Origin of the sequence: Azospirillum sp. A1-3 (assembly GCF_023806445.1) — a bacterium.
Taxonomy (GTDB): domain Bacteria; phylum Pseudomonadota; class Alphaproteobacteria; order Azospirillales; family Azospirillaceae; genus Azospirillum.
Genome location: NZ_JAMSLU010000003.1, coordinates 113856 through 127906 on the forward strand (window position 1 = coordinate 113856; position 14051 = coordinate 127906).

15 protein-coding genes are annotated in these 14051 nt (G+C 67.9%); 13 read left to right on the forward strand and 2 right to left on the reverse strand.

The window, feature by feature from the left end; translation table 11 throughout:
- The first annotated feature begins 19 nt into the window (after positions 1-19).
- From M5E06_RS18445 to M5E06_RS18495, 11 genes are all read left to right on the forward strand, one after another.
- A complete protein-coding gene (locus M5E06_RS18445) occupies positions 20-865 on the forward strand; it encodes a D-amino acid aminotransferase (protein WP_252139445.1) in 846 nt (281 codons plus the stop codon).
- The gene (locus M5E06_RS18450) at positions 862-2772 is read left to right on the forward strand and encodes an ABC transporter ATP-binding protein (RefSeq protein WP_252139446.1); all 1911 of its coding nucleotides are present in this window, start codon (positions 862-864) and stop codon (positions 2770-2772) included. Before M5E06_RS18445 ends, M5E06_RS18450 begins: the two co-directional genes overlap by 4 nt.
- Before the next feature lie 23 nt (positions 2773-2795).
- Positions 2796-4328, forward strand: a complete 1533-nt coding sequence (locus M5E06_RS18455) for a glutathione ABC transporter substrate-binding protein (RefSeq protein ID WP_252139447.1) — start codon at positions 2796-2798, stop codon at positions 4326-4328.
- Positions 4329-4525: 197 nt separating this feature from the next.
- The gene (gsiC, locus tag M5E06_RS18460; protein ID WP_252139448.1) at positions 4526-5446 is read left to right on the forward strand and encodes a glutathione ABC transporter permease GsiC; all 921 of its coding nucleotides are present in this window, start codon (positions 4526-4528) and stop codon (positions 5444-5446) included.
- Positions 5443-6330 (forward strand): ABC transporter permease subunit, encoded by an 888-nt coding sequence (locus M5E06_RS18465; protein ID WP_109156714.1) that lies wholly within the window; start codon positions 5443-5445, stop codon positions 6328-6330. The genes gsiC and M5E06_RS18465 overlap by 4 nt, the downstream gene beginning before the upstream one ends.
- Complete coding sequence (locus M5E06_RS18470; protein WP_252139449.1) at positions 6305-7384, forward strand: DmpA family aminopeptidase; 1080 nt, start codon at positions 6305-6307, stop codon at positions 7382-7384. Before M5E06_RS18465 ends, M5E06_RS18470 begins: the two co-directional genes overlap by 26 nt.
- Positions 7381-8214: a M55 family metallopeptidase gene (locus M5E06_RS18475; protein WP_252139450.1), complete on the forward strand. Its 834-nt coding sequence runs from the start codon at positions 7381-7383 to the stop codon at positions 8212-8214. Before M5E06_RS18470 ends, M5E06_RS18475 begins: the two co-directional genes overlap by 4 nt.
- Before the next feature lie 11 nt (positions 8215-8225).
- Positions 8226-9185, forward strand: coding sequence for an isoaspartyl peptidase/L-asparaginase family protein (locus tag M5E06_RS18480; protein ID WP_252139451.1), 960 nt, complete (start codon positions 8226-8228; stop codon positions 9183-9185).
- 115 nt (positions 9186-9300) lie between these two features.
- Positions 9301-10251 (forward strand): zinc-dependent alcohol dehydrogenase family protein, encoded by a 951-nt coding sequence (locus M5E06_RS18485; protein ID WP_252139452.1) that lies wholly within the window; start codon positions 9301-9303, stop codon positions 10249-10251.
- Positions 10252-10284: 33 nt separating this feature from the next.
- Positions 10285-10719: a CopD family protein gene (locus tag M5E06_RS18490; RefSeq protein ID WP_252139453.1), complete on the forward strand. Its 435-nt coding sequence runs from the start codon at positions 10285-10287 to the stop codon at positions 10717-10719.
- Between the two features lie 49 nt (positions 10720-10768).
- The gene (locus M5E06_RS18495) at positions 10769-11248 is read left to right on the forward strand and encodes a VOC family protein (protein ID WP_252139454.1); all 480 of its coding nucleotides are present in this window, start codon (positions 10769-10771) and stop codon (positions 11246-11248) included.
- An 82-nt stretch (positions 11249-11330) separates the two neighbouring features.
- Here M5E06_RS18495 and M5E06_RS18500 read toward each other — a convergent pair whose 3' ends face one another.
- Complete coding sequence (locus M5E06_RS18500; RefSeq protein WP_252139455.1) at positions 11331-11837, reverse strand: TetR/AcrR family transcriptional regulator; 507 nt, start codon at positions 11835-11837, stop codon at positions 11331-11333.
- A gap of 53 nt (positions 11838-11890) precedes the next feature.
- Positions 11891-12433 (reverse strand): dihydrofolate reductase family protein, encoded by a 543-nt coding sequence (locus M5E06_RS18505; RefSeq protein WP_252139456.1) that lies wholly within the window; start codon positions 12431-12433, stop codon positions 11891-11893.
- 267 nt (positions 12434-12700) lie between these two features.
- Here M5E06_RS18505 and M5E06_RS18510 point away from each other — a divergent pair, with 267 nt between their 5' ends.
- Positions 12701-12895, forward strand: a complete 195-nt coding sequence (locus M5E06_RS18510; RefSeq protein WP_252139457.1) for a hypothetical protein — start codon at positions 12701-12703, stop codon at positions 12893-12895.
- Positions 12896-13042: 147 nt separating this feature from the next.
- Entirely contained in the window at positions 13043-13909 is an 867-nt protein-coding gene (locus tag M5E06_RS18515) for a cell wall hydrolase (protein ID WP_252139458.1), read from the forward strand.
- Positions 13910-14051 lie beyond the last annotated feature (142 nt).

Genomic DNA, 14051 nt, shown 5'->3' on the forward strand with positions numbered 1-14051 from the left:
ACAAAGAAGCCGAAAAGCGATGACGATCTCCTATTGGAACGGGCGTTACCTGCCGCTGGACGAGGTCCATGTGTCGCCGCTGGACCGCGGTTTCCTGTTCGCCGACGGCCTCTATGAGGTGACCGCCGCCTACAACGGCCGCCTGTTCGAGCCGGAGGCGCACATCGCCCGCCTGCAGCGCGGCCTGTCCGAACTGCGCATCGACTGCGCACTGTCGGCCGGTGACTGGCTGGACATCATGGAACGGCTGGCGGCGGAGTCCGGCATCGACGGCGATCTGACCGTCTACCTGCAAATCACCCGCGGCGCCGCCGCCAGTCGCGGCCATGCCTTCCCGGCCGGCGTCACTCCGTCGGTCTTCGGCATGGCCAGCCCGCTGAAGCGTCCGCCCGCGGCGTGGCGCGACCAGGGCGTCGCCGCCATCACCATCCCCGACATCCGCTGGGGCCGCTGCGACCTGAAGACGGTGGCGCTGCTCGGCAGCGTGCTGGCGCAGCAGGCGGCGACCGACGCCGGCGTGGTCGATGCGCTGCAACTGCGCGACGGGATGGTGACCGAGGGCGCCGCCACCAACATCTTCGTGGTCAAGAACGGCGTCATCGCCACCCCGATCAACGACACCCGCATCCTGGAGGGCATCACCCGCACCGTCATCCTGCGGCTGGCCGCCGAGGCCGGCCTGCGGCTGGAGGAGCGCGACATCCCGGCGGCCGAACTGGAGTCCGCCGACGAGATCTGGATCGCCAGCACCACCAAGGAAATCACCCCCGTCACCAGCCTGAACGGCAAGCCGGTCGGCAGCGGCGCGCCGGGCATGGTGTGGCGCCGCCTGTTCGCGCTGTTCGCCGAAAGGCTCGGCCGATGAGCGTGGCCGCTGCCGCGAAAGCGGTCGACACCGCGCCGGCCCTGCTGTCGGTCGAGGGGCTGAGCGTCGCCTTCGACGGCGAGCATGGTCCGGTGCGTGTGGTCGACGATGTCAGCTTCACCGTGGCGCCCGGTGAGACGGTCGCCATCGTCGGCGAGTCCGGCAGCGGCAAGTCGGTGACCTCGCTGTCGCTGATGCGGCTGGTCGATTATGCCGGCGGCCGCATCGTCGGCGGTCGCATCCGCTTCAAGGGTCGTGACGGGCGCGAACGTGACCTCGCCGGCCCGCCGGCCGAAGCGTTGACCGACATGCGCGGCAACGACATCGCCATGGTCTTCCAGGAGCCGATGACGTCGCTGAACCCGGTCTTCACCATCGGCGACCAGATCGCCGAGGCGGTGATGCTGCACCAGGGTCTCGACCGCAAGGCGGCGCGGGCGGAGGCGCTGCGCATGTTGGAGAAGGTGCGCATTCCCGAACCGGCCCGGCTGCTCGACCGCCACCCGCACCAGCTGTCGGGCGGCATGCGCCAGCGCGTGATGATCGCCATGGCGCTGTCGTGCCGGCCGTCGCTGCTGATCGCCGACGAACCGACCACGGCGCTGGACGTCACCATCCAGGCCCAGATCCTGCGGCTGATCCGCCTGCTGCAGGACGAGATGGGGATGGGCGTCATCTTCATCACCCACGACATGGGCGTGGTGGCGGAGGTGGCCGACCGCGTGGTGGTGATGTGGCGCGGCCGCAAGGTGGAGGAGGGCACGGTCGAGCGCATCTTCCAGGCACCGCAGCATCCCTACACCAAGGCGCTGCTGTCCGCCGTGCCAAAGCTGGGCGCGCTACGCGGCCAGGATTTGCCGGTGCGCTTTCCCCTGCTCGTGGTCGATGACGCCAAGACGGATGCCGCGCCGCCGGCCCCGCCGGTGCAGGACACCGTGCGTGCCGCCGACGCGCCACTATTGGAGGTGCACGACCTCACCACCCGCTTCGACGTGCGCAAGGGCATCTTCGGCTCGCTGAAGGCCCGCGTCCATGCGGTGGAGAAGGTCAGCTTCGCCGTCCGTCCGGGCGAGACGCTGGCCCTGGTCGGCGAGTCCGGCTGCGGCAAGTCGACCACCGGCCGCACCATCATGGGACTGCAGTCCGCCACTTCCGGCACCATCCGTTTCGACGGCCTCGACACTGCGACGCTGGATTCCAACGGTCAGGCGAAGCTGAAGGAAAAGATCCAGTACATCTTCCAGGATCCCTTCGCCTCGCTGAACCCGCGCATGACCGTCGGCTTCAGCGTCGCCGAGCCGATGCTGGTCCACGACTATGCGCCGGCCGCCAAGCCGGGCATGTCGCGCCGCCGCGCCATCGAGGAGCGAGTCGCCGAACTGCTGACCCAGGTGGGTCTCAAGCCGGAACATGCGCGCCGCTATCCGCACGAATTCTCCGGTGGCCAGCGCCAGCGCATCTGCATCGCCCGCGCCATCGCCTGCGATCCCAAGCTGATCATCGCCGACGAGGCGGTGGCGGCGCTCGACGTGTCGATCCAGGCGCAGATCGTCAACCTGCTGATGGAACTCCAGGCCAGGCGCGGCCTGTCCTACCTGTTCATCAGCCACGACATGGCGGTGGTGGAGCGGGTCAGCCACCGGGTCGCGGTGATGTATCTCGGCCAGATCGTCGAACTCGGCCCCCGCCGCGCCGTGTTCGAGAATCCGCAGCACCCCTACACCCGTCGCCTGATGGCGGCGGTGCCGATCGCCGATCCCAGCCGCCGCACCCGCGACCTGCGGCTGCTGACCGGCGAGATCCCGAGCCCGATCCGCGCCATCGGCGATGAGCCGGTGGTCCAGCCTCTGGTGCCGGTCGGCGACGACCATTTCGTCGCGCGCCACGCCGTCGGCGGCGATTTCTGAACCAAAAAACAGGGAGTTCTCACGTGAAGCGTTTTGCTCTTCCCCTGCTGGCCGGCCTGCTCGCCGGCACCGCGCTGGCCGGTCCGGCCTTCGCCGCCAAGGATCTGGTCGTCGGCATTCCCGACAACATCACCACGCTGGACCCGGCCGACATCAACGACACCCTGTCGCAGTCGGCCAGCCGCACGATGATGCAGGGCCTGTTCGGCTTCGACAAGGACATGAAGTTGGTCCCGCTGCTGGCGGAAAGCTTCACGGTCAACGACACCGCCACCGAATACACCTATCACCTGCGCAAGGGCGTCACCTTCCATGACGGTTCGCCCTTCAACGCCCAGGCGGTGAAGACCAACTTCGACCGCCTGTCCAACCCGGCCAACCGGCTGAAGCGCCAGAGCCTGCTGGCGATGCTGGCCGAGACGGTGGTGGTCGACGACTACACCGTCACGCTGAAGCTGTCGCAGCCCTTCGGCGCGCTGAACAACAACCTCGCCCACCCCGGCGCCATGATCCACAGCCCGAAGGCGCTTGAGACCTTCGGCAAGGAGATCGGCCGCCATCCGGTCGGCACCGGCCCCTACAAGTTCGTCAGCTGGGAAGCGGACACGCTGAAGGTCGAGAAGAACGACAAGTATTGGAAGCAAGGCCTGCCGAAGATCGACCACGTCACGCTGAAGAGCGTGCCGGAGAACGGCAGCCGCATCGCCATGCTCCAGACCAACGAGGCGCAGTTCATCTATCCGCTGCCGCCCGAAATGGTGAAGATGGTGGAAGCCAACACCCAGCTGGAGGTCATCGACGCCCCGTCGATCATCGCCCGCTATGTGGCGATGAACACCATGAAGAAGCCCTTCAACGACCCGCGGGTCCGTCAGGCGCTGAACTACGCCATCGACAAGAACGCCTACGCGAAGGTGGTCTATCGCGGCTATGCCGGCCCGCTGGATTCGGCGATCCCGCCGAAGCTCGGCTTCCATGTCACCCAGCCGAACCAGTACACCTACGACCTTGCCAAGGCGAAGGCACTGCTGGCCGAGGCCGGCTATCCGAATGGCTTCGAGGCCGAGATGTTCGGCCGCAACAGCACCAACTTCATCCGCGGCATGCAGTTCGTGCAGCAGCAGCTGTCGCAGATTGGCGTCAAGCTGACCGTCACCCCGCTTGAGGCCGGCGTCGAGACCGCCCGCGTCTGGGGCGTCGAGAAGCCGGAGGATGCCACGGTGCAGATGCAGTATGGCGGCTGGTCGGCCTCGACCGGCGATGCCGACTGGGGCCTGCGCCCGCTGCTGTGGGGCAAGGGCTTCCCGCCGAAGTTCTTCAACGTGGCGTACTATAAGAACGACACGGTTGACGCCGCCATCGAGACCGGCATCGGCACCGCCGACACCGCCAAGCGCGCCGAGGCCTATCGTGTCGCCCAGGAGCAGATCTGGAAGGATGCGCCCTGGATCTTCCTCGGCGTCGAGAACCTGCTGGCCGGCAAGTCGAAGAAGCTGACCGGCTTCTACTATGTCGCCGACGGCGGCCTGCAGATGGAAGAGGCCGATCTGCAGTGAGTTTCAGGGGTGGGGGTGTCGGCTTCGATGCCCCCACCCTAACCCTCCCCCGCTCTCGCGGGGGAGGGGACCAGTGCTTAGGCGGGAGAGTGGCGGCAGTCCCTCCCCCGCGAGAGCGGGGGAGGTTAGGTGGGGGTCTAACGCCTCCAAGAATCCGCCCCCCGCACCTCCAGGCCCTCCACCAGGACCTCTGCCCCATGCTGAAATATCTCGTCGGCCGTCTTGCCGGCATCCTGCCGGTTCTGCTGGTGATTTCCGTCTTCGTCTTCGGCTTCGTCCATCTGCTGCCGGGCGATCCGGCGCGGCTGGTCGCCGGGCCGGATGCGACGCAGCGGGACGTCGAACTGGTGCGCCAGGATCTCGGCCTCGATAAGCCGCTGTGGGTGCAGTATGGCCGTTTCCTCGGCAATGCGGTGCAGGGCGAGTTCGGGCGGTCGATGAAATCCAAACGGTTGGTGTCGCAGGAGATCGGCGAACGCTTCATGCCGACCCTCTACCTGACCGTCGTCGCCATGATCTGGGCGACGCTGGCCGGGCTGCTGATCGGGGTGGCGTCGGCGACCAAGCGCGGGCGCTGGCAGGACCACGTCGGCATGGTGGTGGCGGTGTCGGGTATCGCATTTCCGTCCTTCTGGCTCGGCCTGCTGATGATCGACCTGTTCTCCGTCAAGCTCGGCTGGCTGCCGACCAGCGGCTATGGCACGTGGCAGCATTTCGTCATGCCGTCGCTGACGCTCGGCCTCGGTGTCGCCGCGGTGATGGCGCGCTTCACCCGTTCCGCCTTCATCGAGATCGCGCGCGAGGATTACGTCCGCACCGCGCGGGCCAAGGGCGTGCCGTCGCGGCTGGTGGTGTGGAAGCACACGCTGCGCAATGCGCTGATCCCGATCATCACCATGGTCGGCCTGCAGTTCGGCTTCCTGCTCGGCGGGTCCATCGTGGTGGAGACGGTGTTCTCCTGGCCGGGGCTGGGCCGGCTGCTGGTGGATAGCGTCAATTACCGCGACTACACCGTCATCCAGGCCGAGATCCTGCTGTTCTCGCTGGAGTTCATCATCATCAACCTGCTGGTCGACGTGCTGTACGCCCTCGCCAACCCCGAGATTCGCTACTCATGACCACGACAGACGCAACCGGCGTGGCCGCCGCAACCCATGAAGCCGTCCGTTCGCCGCTGCGCGAGTTCTGGCGCAAGTTCCGGCGCAACCGCACCGCCATGGCCGCCGGCATCTGTCTGCTGGCGCTGGCACTGGCCGCGGCGGCGGCGCCCTGGATCGCTCCCTTCGATCCGGCGGCCTTCGATTACGACCGTATCCTGGAAGGCCCGTCCATCGATCATTGGGCCGGCACCGACGCCTATGGCCGCGACATCTTCAGCCGCATCCTGTGGGGCGCGCGCATCTCGCTGTCGGTCGGGCTGCTGTCGGTGCTGCTGGGCGGGGCGGCCGGCGTGGCGCTGGGGCTGATCGCCGGCTTCCGCGGCGGCTGGATCGACAGCCTTATCATGCGCATCTGCGACGTGCTGCTGGCCTTCCCCGGCATCCTGCTCGCCATCGGCATCGTCGCCATCCTGGGGCCGGGCATCGAGAACGTCATTTATGCGGTGGCGATCTTCAGCGTTCCCGTTTTCGCCCGCCTCGTGCGTGGCAGCACGCTGTCGCTGAAGCGCGCGGTCTATGTCGACGCCGCCCGCGCCATCGGCGTGCGCGACCGGCTGCTGATGGTCCGCCACATCCTGCCGGGCACGCTGCCCAGCGTGATCGTCTATGTCTCCATGCGCATCGGCACCTCGATCCTGACGGCGGCGAGCCTCAGCTTCATCGGGCTCGGTGCCCAGCCGCCCAGCCCGGAATGGGGCGCCATGCTGGCCGACGGGCGCAGCTATATCGGCGTCGCCAGCCATGTCACCTTCTATCCCGGCCTCGCCATCTTCCTGACGGTGCTGGCCTTCAACCTGCTCGGCGACGGACTGCGCGATGCCCTCGACCCGAAACTCCGCTGAGGATGGCAAACGCGCGCGGGCCTTTGGGCTCGCCTGCGGCCGGCTGACGCCGGGGCCGCGCAATGCCATCACCGACGTTCCCGGCGTGCGCGTCGGCCATGTCACGCTGGATGAGGGCGCGATCCAGACCGGCGTCACCGCCATCCTGCCCCATGCCGGCAACCTCTACCGCGACAAGCCCGTCGCCGCGGCGGAGATTCTGAACGGCTTCGGCAAGAGCGTCGGCCTGATGCAGGTGGAGGAACTCGGCGCGCTGGAAACCCCGATTCTGCTGACCAACACCTTGTCGGTCGGCACCGCGTCCACCGCGCTGGTCCGTCATGCCATCGCCGCCAATCCCGACATCGGCCGCACCACCGCCACCGTCAACCCGGTGGTGATGGAGTGCAACGACGGCCCGCTGAACGACATCCAGGCGCTGGCGGTGACGGAGGCCCATGCCGCCGCCGCTCTCGCCGCCGCACTGTCCGAACCGGACGAGGCGGAGGTCGCGGTCGGGTCGGTCGGCGCCGGCGGCGGCATGTCCTGCTTCGGCTTCAAAGGCGGCATCGGCACCTCCTCGCGCCGCCTCAAGCTGGACGGCAAGCGCCATCATCTGGGCGTGCTGGTCCTGGCGAATTTCGGCCGGCCAGGGGAGTTGCGCTTGCCCGACGGCCGCCGAGTCGCTGTGCCGGAAAGGGACGACGCGCCGGAGAAGGGCTCCGTCATCGTCATCGCCGCCACCGACGTTCCACTCGACCACCGCCAGCTGCGCCGGGTGATCCGCCGCGCCGGGGTCGGGCTGGCGCGGGTGGGATCCTTCTGGGGCCATGGCAGCGGCGACATCGCTCTGGGCTTCACCACCGCCAACCGCATCGACCATGACGAGCGGGCCGACCTCATCCCCTTGCGCATGCTGAACGAACGCCGCATCGACGCCCTGTTCGAGGCGATGGCCGACGCGACGCAGGAGGCCGTTCTTGACGCGCTGGCCGCCGCCACGCCGGTGGTGGGCCGCGACGGCGCCAGCCGGCCTTGCCTGTCCGATTTGCTGACCTCCGGGAGCACTCCGTGAAGATCTACATCTCCGCCGACATCGAAGGGGTGGCCGGCGTCGTCTCCCAGCAGCAGGTGACGCAGGGCAACCCCGAGTACGAGCGCGCCCGCCGTCTGATGACCGCCGAGGTCAACGCTGCCATCGAAGGCGCGCTGGAAGGCGGTGCCACCGAGATCCTGGTCAACGACAGCCACGGCCCGATGGTCAACCTGCTGCCGGACGAGCTGCACCCCGCCGCCGAGCTGATCCTCGGCCGCCCCAAGCCGATCGGCATGTTCGCCGGGCTGGAGCCGGACACCGCGGGCGTGATGTGCGTCGGCTTCCACACATCGGCCCGGCAATACGGCATCCTCGCCCACACCACCAACAGCTTCGCCTTCGGCCGCGTCCGGGTGAACGGTCTGGAGTTGGGAGAGGCCGGCAATTACGGCGCCTATGCCGGCGAGATCGGCGTGCCGGTGATCCTGCTGAGCGGCGACGACCGCTTCGCCGCCGAGATGGAACCGCTGTTCCCCGGATCCGAGCGCGTGGTGGTCAAGCAGGCGCTGAGCCAGCGCGCCGCCCGCTCCGTCGCGCCTTCGGTCGCCCGCGACCGCATCCGCGCGGCGGCAACCCGCGCCGTCAGCCGGGCCTCCAGCATCCCGCCTTTCCGCGTCCCGCCGCAGAACGAAGGCGCTCCCTACCGGTTGGAGATCGAGATGAACAGCCCGGCGCTGGCCGATCTGGCATCGCTGATCCCGGTGTCAGACCGCCTCGACCCCGTCACCGTCCGCCTGCCGGCCGCCAGCATGGCCGGCGTTCTCGGCTGGATCAACACTCTGTCGGCCATGTCGGCCACCCTGCGCTAAGGCCCGCAATCATGCCCTTCACCCATCCGCAGCCCTTCGCCCTCGCCATCCACGGCGGCGCCGGCACCATCAAGCGCAGCGCCCTGACTGCGGCCCTGACCGAGGGCTATCACGCCGGCCTGCGCCGCGCGCTCGCCGCCGGGCACGAGGTGCTGGCCGACGGCGGCAGCGCGCTGGATGCCGTCACCGCAGCCGTGATGGCGCTGGAGGACGAGCCGCTGTTCAACGCCGGCCGCGGCGCCGTCTTCACCGCCGAGGGCAAGCAGGAGATGGACGCCGCCATCATGGACGGCCGCGACCGCTCCGCCGGTGCGGTGGCCGGCCTGTTCGGCCCGCGCAACCCCATCCTGGCCGCCCGCGCGGTGATGGAGCACAGCGAGCATGTCCTGCTGATCGGCGAGGGCGCGCTGGACCTCTGCCGCCGCCAGGGTCTGCCGATGGAGGAGGCCCCCTATTTCTTCACCCAGCCGCGCTGGGACGCCCTGCAGGCCGAACTGGAGCGCCGCCGCGCCGGCGCGCCCGACGACGGGGATGAGCAGCGCCGCCACGGCACCGTCGGCGCCGTCGCCCGCGACCGCGACGGCAACCTCGCCGCCGCGACCTCCACCGGCGGCATGACCGCCAAGGCCAAGGGCCGCGTCGGCGACAGCCCGGTGATCGGCGCCGGCACCTTCGCCGACAACATCACCTGCGCGGTCTCCGCCACCGGCCATGGCGAGCATTTCATCCGCCGCTGCACCGCCCACGAGATCGACGCCCGCATGCGCTGGGCCGGCCAGAGCCTGGAGCGCGCCGCCGGCGACGTGGTGGACGAGCTGGGCGTGATTGGCGGTTCCGGCGGCCTGATCGCCATCGACCGCGACGGCCGGGTGGCGCTGCCCTTCAACTGCTCCGGCATGTACCGCGGCGCCATCGGCCCGGAGGGGCTGCCGATGACGGCGATCCACCGCGAGGAGTTCCGCATCGGCTGACACTCCGACGGGGCACCCCGGCGGGTGGCGCTGCCCCTCTCCCCCGCTGGACAGGCGGGGGTGGGTTTGCAACGGTGGCGCCTGCGGTGCGATACCCGGAACGGAGGATGACGACATGCGTGCGATGGTGATTTCGCGGTTCGGCGGCCCCGACGTGTTCGAACTCCAGGACCGGCCGCGTCCGGTCGCGGGGCCGGGCGAACTGCTGGTGCGGGTGGTGGCGTCTGGCACCAACCCGGTGGACGCCAAGATCCGACAGGCCGGCAGTTGGGCCGGCATCCCCTTCCCGGCGGTGTTGGGCTACGACGTGTCGGGCGTGGTCGAGGAGGTCGGCCCCGGCGTGACCGGCTTCAAGGCCGGCGACGAGGTGTTCTACACGCCGGAGATCTTTGGCAATCCCAACGGCAGCTATGCCGACTACACCGTCGCCGCCGCGTCCATTGTCGCGCACAAGCCGCCGGGCCTCAGCCATGTCGAGGCGGCGGGCATCCCGCTGGCCGGCGGCACGGCGTGGGAGGCCATCATCCGCCGTCTGGCGGTGCGGCCGGGCGAGACAGTGCTGATTCATGGCGGGGCCGGCGGCGTCGGCAGCTTCGCCATCCAGTTCGCCAAGGCGGCCGGCGCCCGCGTGCTCGCCACCGCCAGCAAGGCCAACCACGAGGCGATGCGCGACCTCGGCGCCGACGTGACGCTCGACTATCGCGACACCGACGTGATGGACCAGATCCTGCGCGAAGCGGGTGGGGCGGGGGTGGATGCCTCCTTCGACACCGCCGGTGGCAATGTGCCGATGAGCACCCAGGTGACCCGCCCCTTCGGCCGCATCGCCACCATCCTGCCGCCGACCGGCGACCTCGACGCGCTCTATGTGAAGAACCAGACCCTCTACGGCACCTTCCTGACCCGCGAGGGCGCCCGCCTGCGCGAGATGGCGCCGCTGTTCGAACGCGGGCAGGCCAGGGTGATCGTGGATGCCGTTTTGCCGCTGGAGCAGGTCGGCAAGGCGCATGAACGGCTCGATTCCGGCCACGGTCGCGGTAAGATCATCCTCCAAGTGGGCGCCTGACGCCCGCAAGAGGCTTTTTGAGGGGCGGACGTTGTGTATATCTGGCTGATCGGTCTGCACGTCGCCGCGGTGACGGTGTGGATCGCGGGACTGTCCGTCACCGCCATCCTGATCAGCGCCCTGGACCCCGCGACCGCCGCCGAGGAGGGACCTGCCCGCATCCTGCGCGCGGCCTTGCGCTGGGACCGCCGCGTGACCTCCCCGGCGATGGGGCTCGCCTGGATTCTCGGGCCCACGCTGGTGGTGGTCGGCGGCTGGGGCTTCGAGCCGTGGCTGGTGGCGAAGGTCGCCATCGTCATCGCCCTGTCCGCCCTGCACGGCAAGCTCGCCGCCGGACTGCGCCGGCTGTCCGAACCGGCGCCTGCGTCGGGTGTCCGCCCGGTCTCGCCGCTGCTGCGCTTCTCCCCGCTGGCGGTGATCGCCGGGGTCATCGCCATCGTTACGCTGGTGGTGGTGAAGCCATACTGAACACGGTATGGTGTCGGACCGGGAGGATTTCAGCGCGAAAGGACAAGCCATGGCCGTCGCCAAGACCACGATCTGCCTCTGGTACGACAAGGACGCCGAGTCCGCCGCCCGCTTCTACGCCGAGACTTTCCCCGACAGCGCCGTGCACGCCGTCCACCGTGCCCCCGCCGACTACCCGTCCGGCAAGGCGGGCGACGTGCTGACGGTCGAGTTCACCGTCGCCGGCATCCCCTGCCTCGGCCTGAACGGCGGCCCGGCCTTCAAGCACAACGAGGCCTTCTCGTTCCAGATCGCCACCGACGACCAGGAAGAGACCGACCGCTATTGGACCGCCATCGTCGGCAACGGCGGCCAGGAGAGCGCCTGCGGCTGGTGCAAGGACCGCTGGGGCATTTCCTGGCAGATCACGCCCCGCGTGCTGACCGATGCGCTGGCAGCGGGTGGCGATGAGGCCAAGCGGGGGTTCGAGGCGATGATGGGGATGACGAAGATCGACGTGGCGGCGATCGAGGCCGCACGGCGGGGGTGAGGGGATTTGTGGGGGTGCGGTGGAGGTGTGTCGGCTTGCGACCCAAAGCGGTCATTCACACTGGCAGCACCCCTCCCTGCAATCAGCTGTTGAGCCCATTCAACAGTTCAGTAAGGGCCTTGTCGTAATCGTCCTTCGAATCAAAGCCTTCAGAATTGAATCGACCACTGATTGCGGTTGCGATTGCGGCGCCATGGGTGAAATCGACGAGTATGTTTACCCAAAGCCGGATTCTCTGCGGCGACAAGCCAGCTTCGGCCAAAAGTTCGGCAATTTCTTTGGTTATCCGCTGCGCCTGTTCCGGAAAGACTGTGGGTCGGCTGAAGATGAGCAGAGTGAGGCCGGGATGGTTCAGCACTTGACCATGATAGGCCCGCAAGAGGGCTTCGATCCGGCTTCGGGGGTCGCCTGATGCTGGTGCCGAGACGTCGCGGTAGACCCGTTCCGACATGGCTCCGATCAAACCGTCACGATCACCGAAATGGTGGTATATCGTCATGGGATTGATCTGGAGCCGTCCAGCCAATGTACGCATGGTGAACGCATCGACCCCGTTGGTGTCAACAAGGTCGAGGGCGGCTGACAGCATATCATCACGCGAGACGGTTGCCTTGTTCTGGGGCGGGCGTCCCCGTGGGCGTGTCACGGTGCGATCCGGTAGCGTGACTGGACGAGGCCGGAGGCGAAGCTGCGGGTCTCCTCATGGACGAGTGCAATATCGGAAGGGATTGCGCCAAAAAGGCTGCGCCCCTGTCCAAGCAGCACCGGGACGCGGGTGATCACCATGTCGTCAATCAGCCCCTTGAGCAAGAATGATTGGATGATTAAACCGCCGTCTACATAGACCCGGCGATTTCCCGCAGCCTCCAGCATTGCCATCGCTTGCTCTGGAGATTTGTCAGAGAATTGGACCTTTCCCACCAAGTCCTCTGGAACCTGCTGGCCCTTAAGCGAGCTCGACATCACCACAACCGGACGTGTGTAGGGCCATGGCCTTACATTCCGAATGCTTTCATAGGTACCGCGTCCCATGAGGATGACATCGATATTATCGATGAAGGCGTCATAGCCATGATCCTCGGAAGGGTCGTCCCTTTCCAGCAGCCAGCCGATGTCCCCGTTGTTGCGTGCAATGAACCCATCAAGACTGGTCGCGATGAAGACATGACCGCTGATCATTTCCATCCCCATTATTTATACGTTGTATAATTAATGGGGATGGACGTCGCTTGCGTCAAGCCTGCTTCGCATCGGAGCAGAAGGTGAAGCGCAACTCCTGGCGCACAACAGACTCTCACTCCGCTCCCACATCATCCCGAATGCACGCTACCGAGTGCTCCGGTGCCGTCTCCTGCGGCCTTTGCGCTTCCGGTTTCGCGCAGGCCAGCGCCGCAACCTTGCCGTCCGCCTCCTGTTTGCTGGGGCTCTACCCAGACTGACAAGGAGCCCTCCATGCTCAGCACCCCCGATCCCCGACCCAACTCCACCAGCGACCGCACCGAAGACCGCAAATCGGGTCAGGCCCAGGTGCCGAAGCCGCCCTCCCGCGCCGAGGTCGAGGAGATCAGCCGCTCGCAGGAGTATCTGACCGACGATTGGACCGGCGACGGCGGAAAGCCGGAAGGTTCCGGCCGCTCTCCGGCGTAAAGGGCAGGGGACGGACTCTGCCCGGACCCGAACGGCGTACATCCTCCGCCCTCAGGCTTACGCTGTCTGAGAAGTGGACGAATCAGGGAACTTGCCATCCGCCCTCCTGTCGAAGGAAGTCCCCCTTCCGAAGACGGAGAGACCGGGATGCGTAATCTCCTTCCAGCCCTGATGCTCGCGACCGTCCTGCTGCCCGCCTCGGCCGGCGCGCAGGTCATCGATGCCAGCGACGCCGCCTGCCGGCCGGGCGACAGCGGCTGCGCCCGGTTCGTCGGCGACGTGAAGGGGAGCATGCCGAAGCGGGGCGGCGCCAAGCAACCGGTCGTCATCGGCACGTCGGTCTACATGCTGACGCCCTGGCAGGCCGAACGGGAGCGCCGCTGTTTGGCGCTGGCCGGCTGGGCCGAGGCGAGGGGGGAGGGGGCCGACGCCATGGCGGCCGTGATGTGGGTGGTCGCCAACCGCGCCGCCTCGGCCGACCAGCCGTCGCTGCCCTGTCGCGTCATCGTCGCCGCCGGCCAGTTCGAACCCTTCGCGGTGCCGCCGGTCGAACCGAAGACGCGGGAGAAGCACGGCAAGACGGCGAAGCAGCGGGCCACGCAGCGGGAGAAGGCCGCCGAGCAGGCGAAGCTGGCTGCCGATCCGCGTGTCGAGGCGCGGCGCATCCTGGCGGAGATCCGTCGGCAGGCCCGCGTCATCCGGGCGGGCGGCATGCCGTCCTGGCCGAAGCCCCGCCTCACCGCCGACCAGGAGGCGCTGCAGATCGCGCGGGGGCTGGCCTGGAATCTCAACGACGACGACATGCCCGATCCCACCGCCCGCGCCTCGCTGTTCTACAGTCCGCCGACGCAGGCGGCGCTCCGCCGCCAGAAACCGGACTGGGCGGAGGCGCGGCTGCACACCACCTCCATCGGCGGCCATGCCTTCTACCGCTATCCATCGCCGCCTGCCGAGACGGCCCCGACCAAGCCCGCCGATCCGATCGGCACGCTGGTGGCGGAAATCAGCGAATAGTCGGCAGGATACTTGGGGCCGTGTTGGGAGCGAATGAGCGGTATGGAATAAGTATCTGCGTCTCAAAGATGGCGGAGCACCTGTGGGCTGCCTGAAATTGCGGATAGCTCTGCCGTATTTTCCATCATGCGGAAAGCCGGGT

What these genes read in the sequence shown, in the direction of transcription:
- M5E06_RS18445 (WP_252139445.1), top strand. Translation starts at nt 20, where the DNA reads ATGACGATCTCCTATTGGAACGGGCGTTACCTGCCGCTGGACGAGGTC.
- M5E06_RS18450 (WP_252139446.1), top strand. Translation starts at nt 862, where the DNA reads ATGAGCGTGGCCGCTGCCGCGAAAGCGGTCGACACCGCGCCGGCCCTG.
- gsiC (WP_252139448.1), top strand. Translation starts at nt 4,526, where the DNA reads ATGCTGAAATATCTCGTCGGCCGTCTTGCCGGCATCCTGCCGGTTCTG.
- M5E06_RS18465 (WP_109156714.1), top strand. Translation starts at nt 5,443, where the DNA reads ATGACCACGACAGACGCAACCGGCGTGGCCGCCGCAACCCATGAAGCC.
- M5E06_RS18470 (WP_252139449.1), top strand. Translation starts at nt 6,305, where the DNA reads ATGCCCTCGACCCGAAACTCCGCTGAGGATGGCAAACGCGCGCGGGCC.
- M5E06_RS18480 (WP_252139451.1), top strand. Translation starts at nt 8,226, where the DNA reads ATGCCCTTCACCCATCCGCAGCCCTTCGCCCTCGCCATCCACGGCGGC.
- M5E06_RS18485 (WP_252139452.1), top strand. Translation starts at nt 9,301, where the DNA reads ATGCGTGCGATGGTGATTTCGCGGTTCGGCGGCCCCGACGTGTTCGAA.
- M5E06_RS18495 (WP_252139454.1), top strand. Translation starts at nt 10,769, where the DNA reads ATGGCCGTCGCCAAGACCACGATCTGCCTCTGGTACGACAAGGACGCC.
- M5E06_RS18500 (WP_252139455.1), bottom strand. Translation starts at nt 11,837, where the DNA reads ATGCTGTCAGCCGCCCTCGACCTTGTTGACACCAACGGGGTCGATGCG.
- M5E06_RS18505 (WP_252139456.1), bottom strand. Translation starts at nt 12,433, where the DNA reads ATGGAAATGATCAGCGGTCATGTCTTCATCGCGACCAGTCTTGATGGG.
- M5E06_RS18510 (WP_252139457.1), top strand. Translation starts at nt 12,701, where the DNA reads ATGCTCAGCACCCCCGATCCCCGACCCAACTCCACCAGCGACCGCACC.
- M5E06_RS18515 (WP_252139458.1), top strand. Translation starts at nt 13,043, where the DNA reads ATGCGTAATCTCCTTCCAGCCCTGATGCTCGCGACCGTCCTGCTGCCC.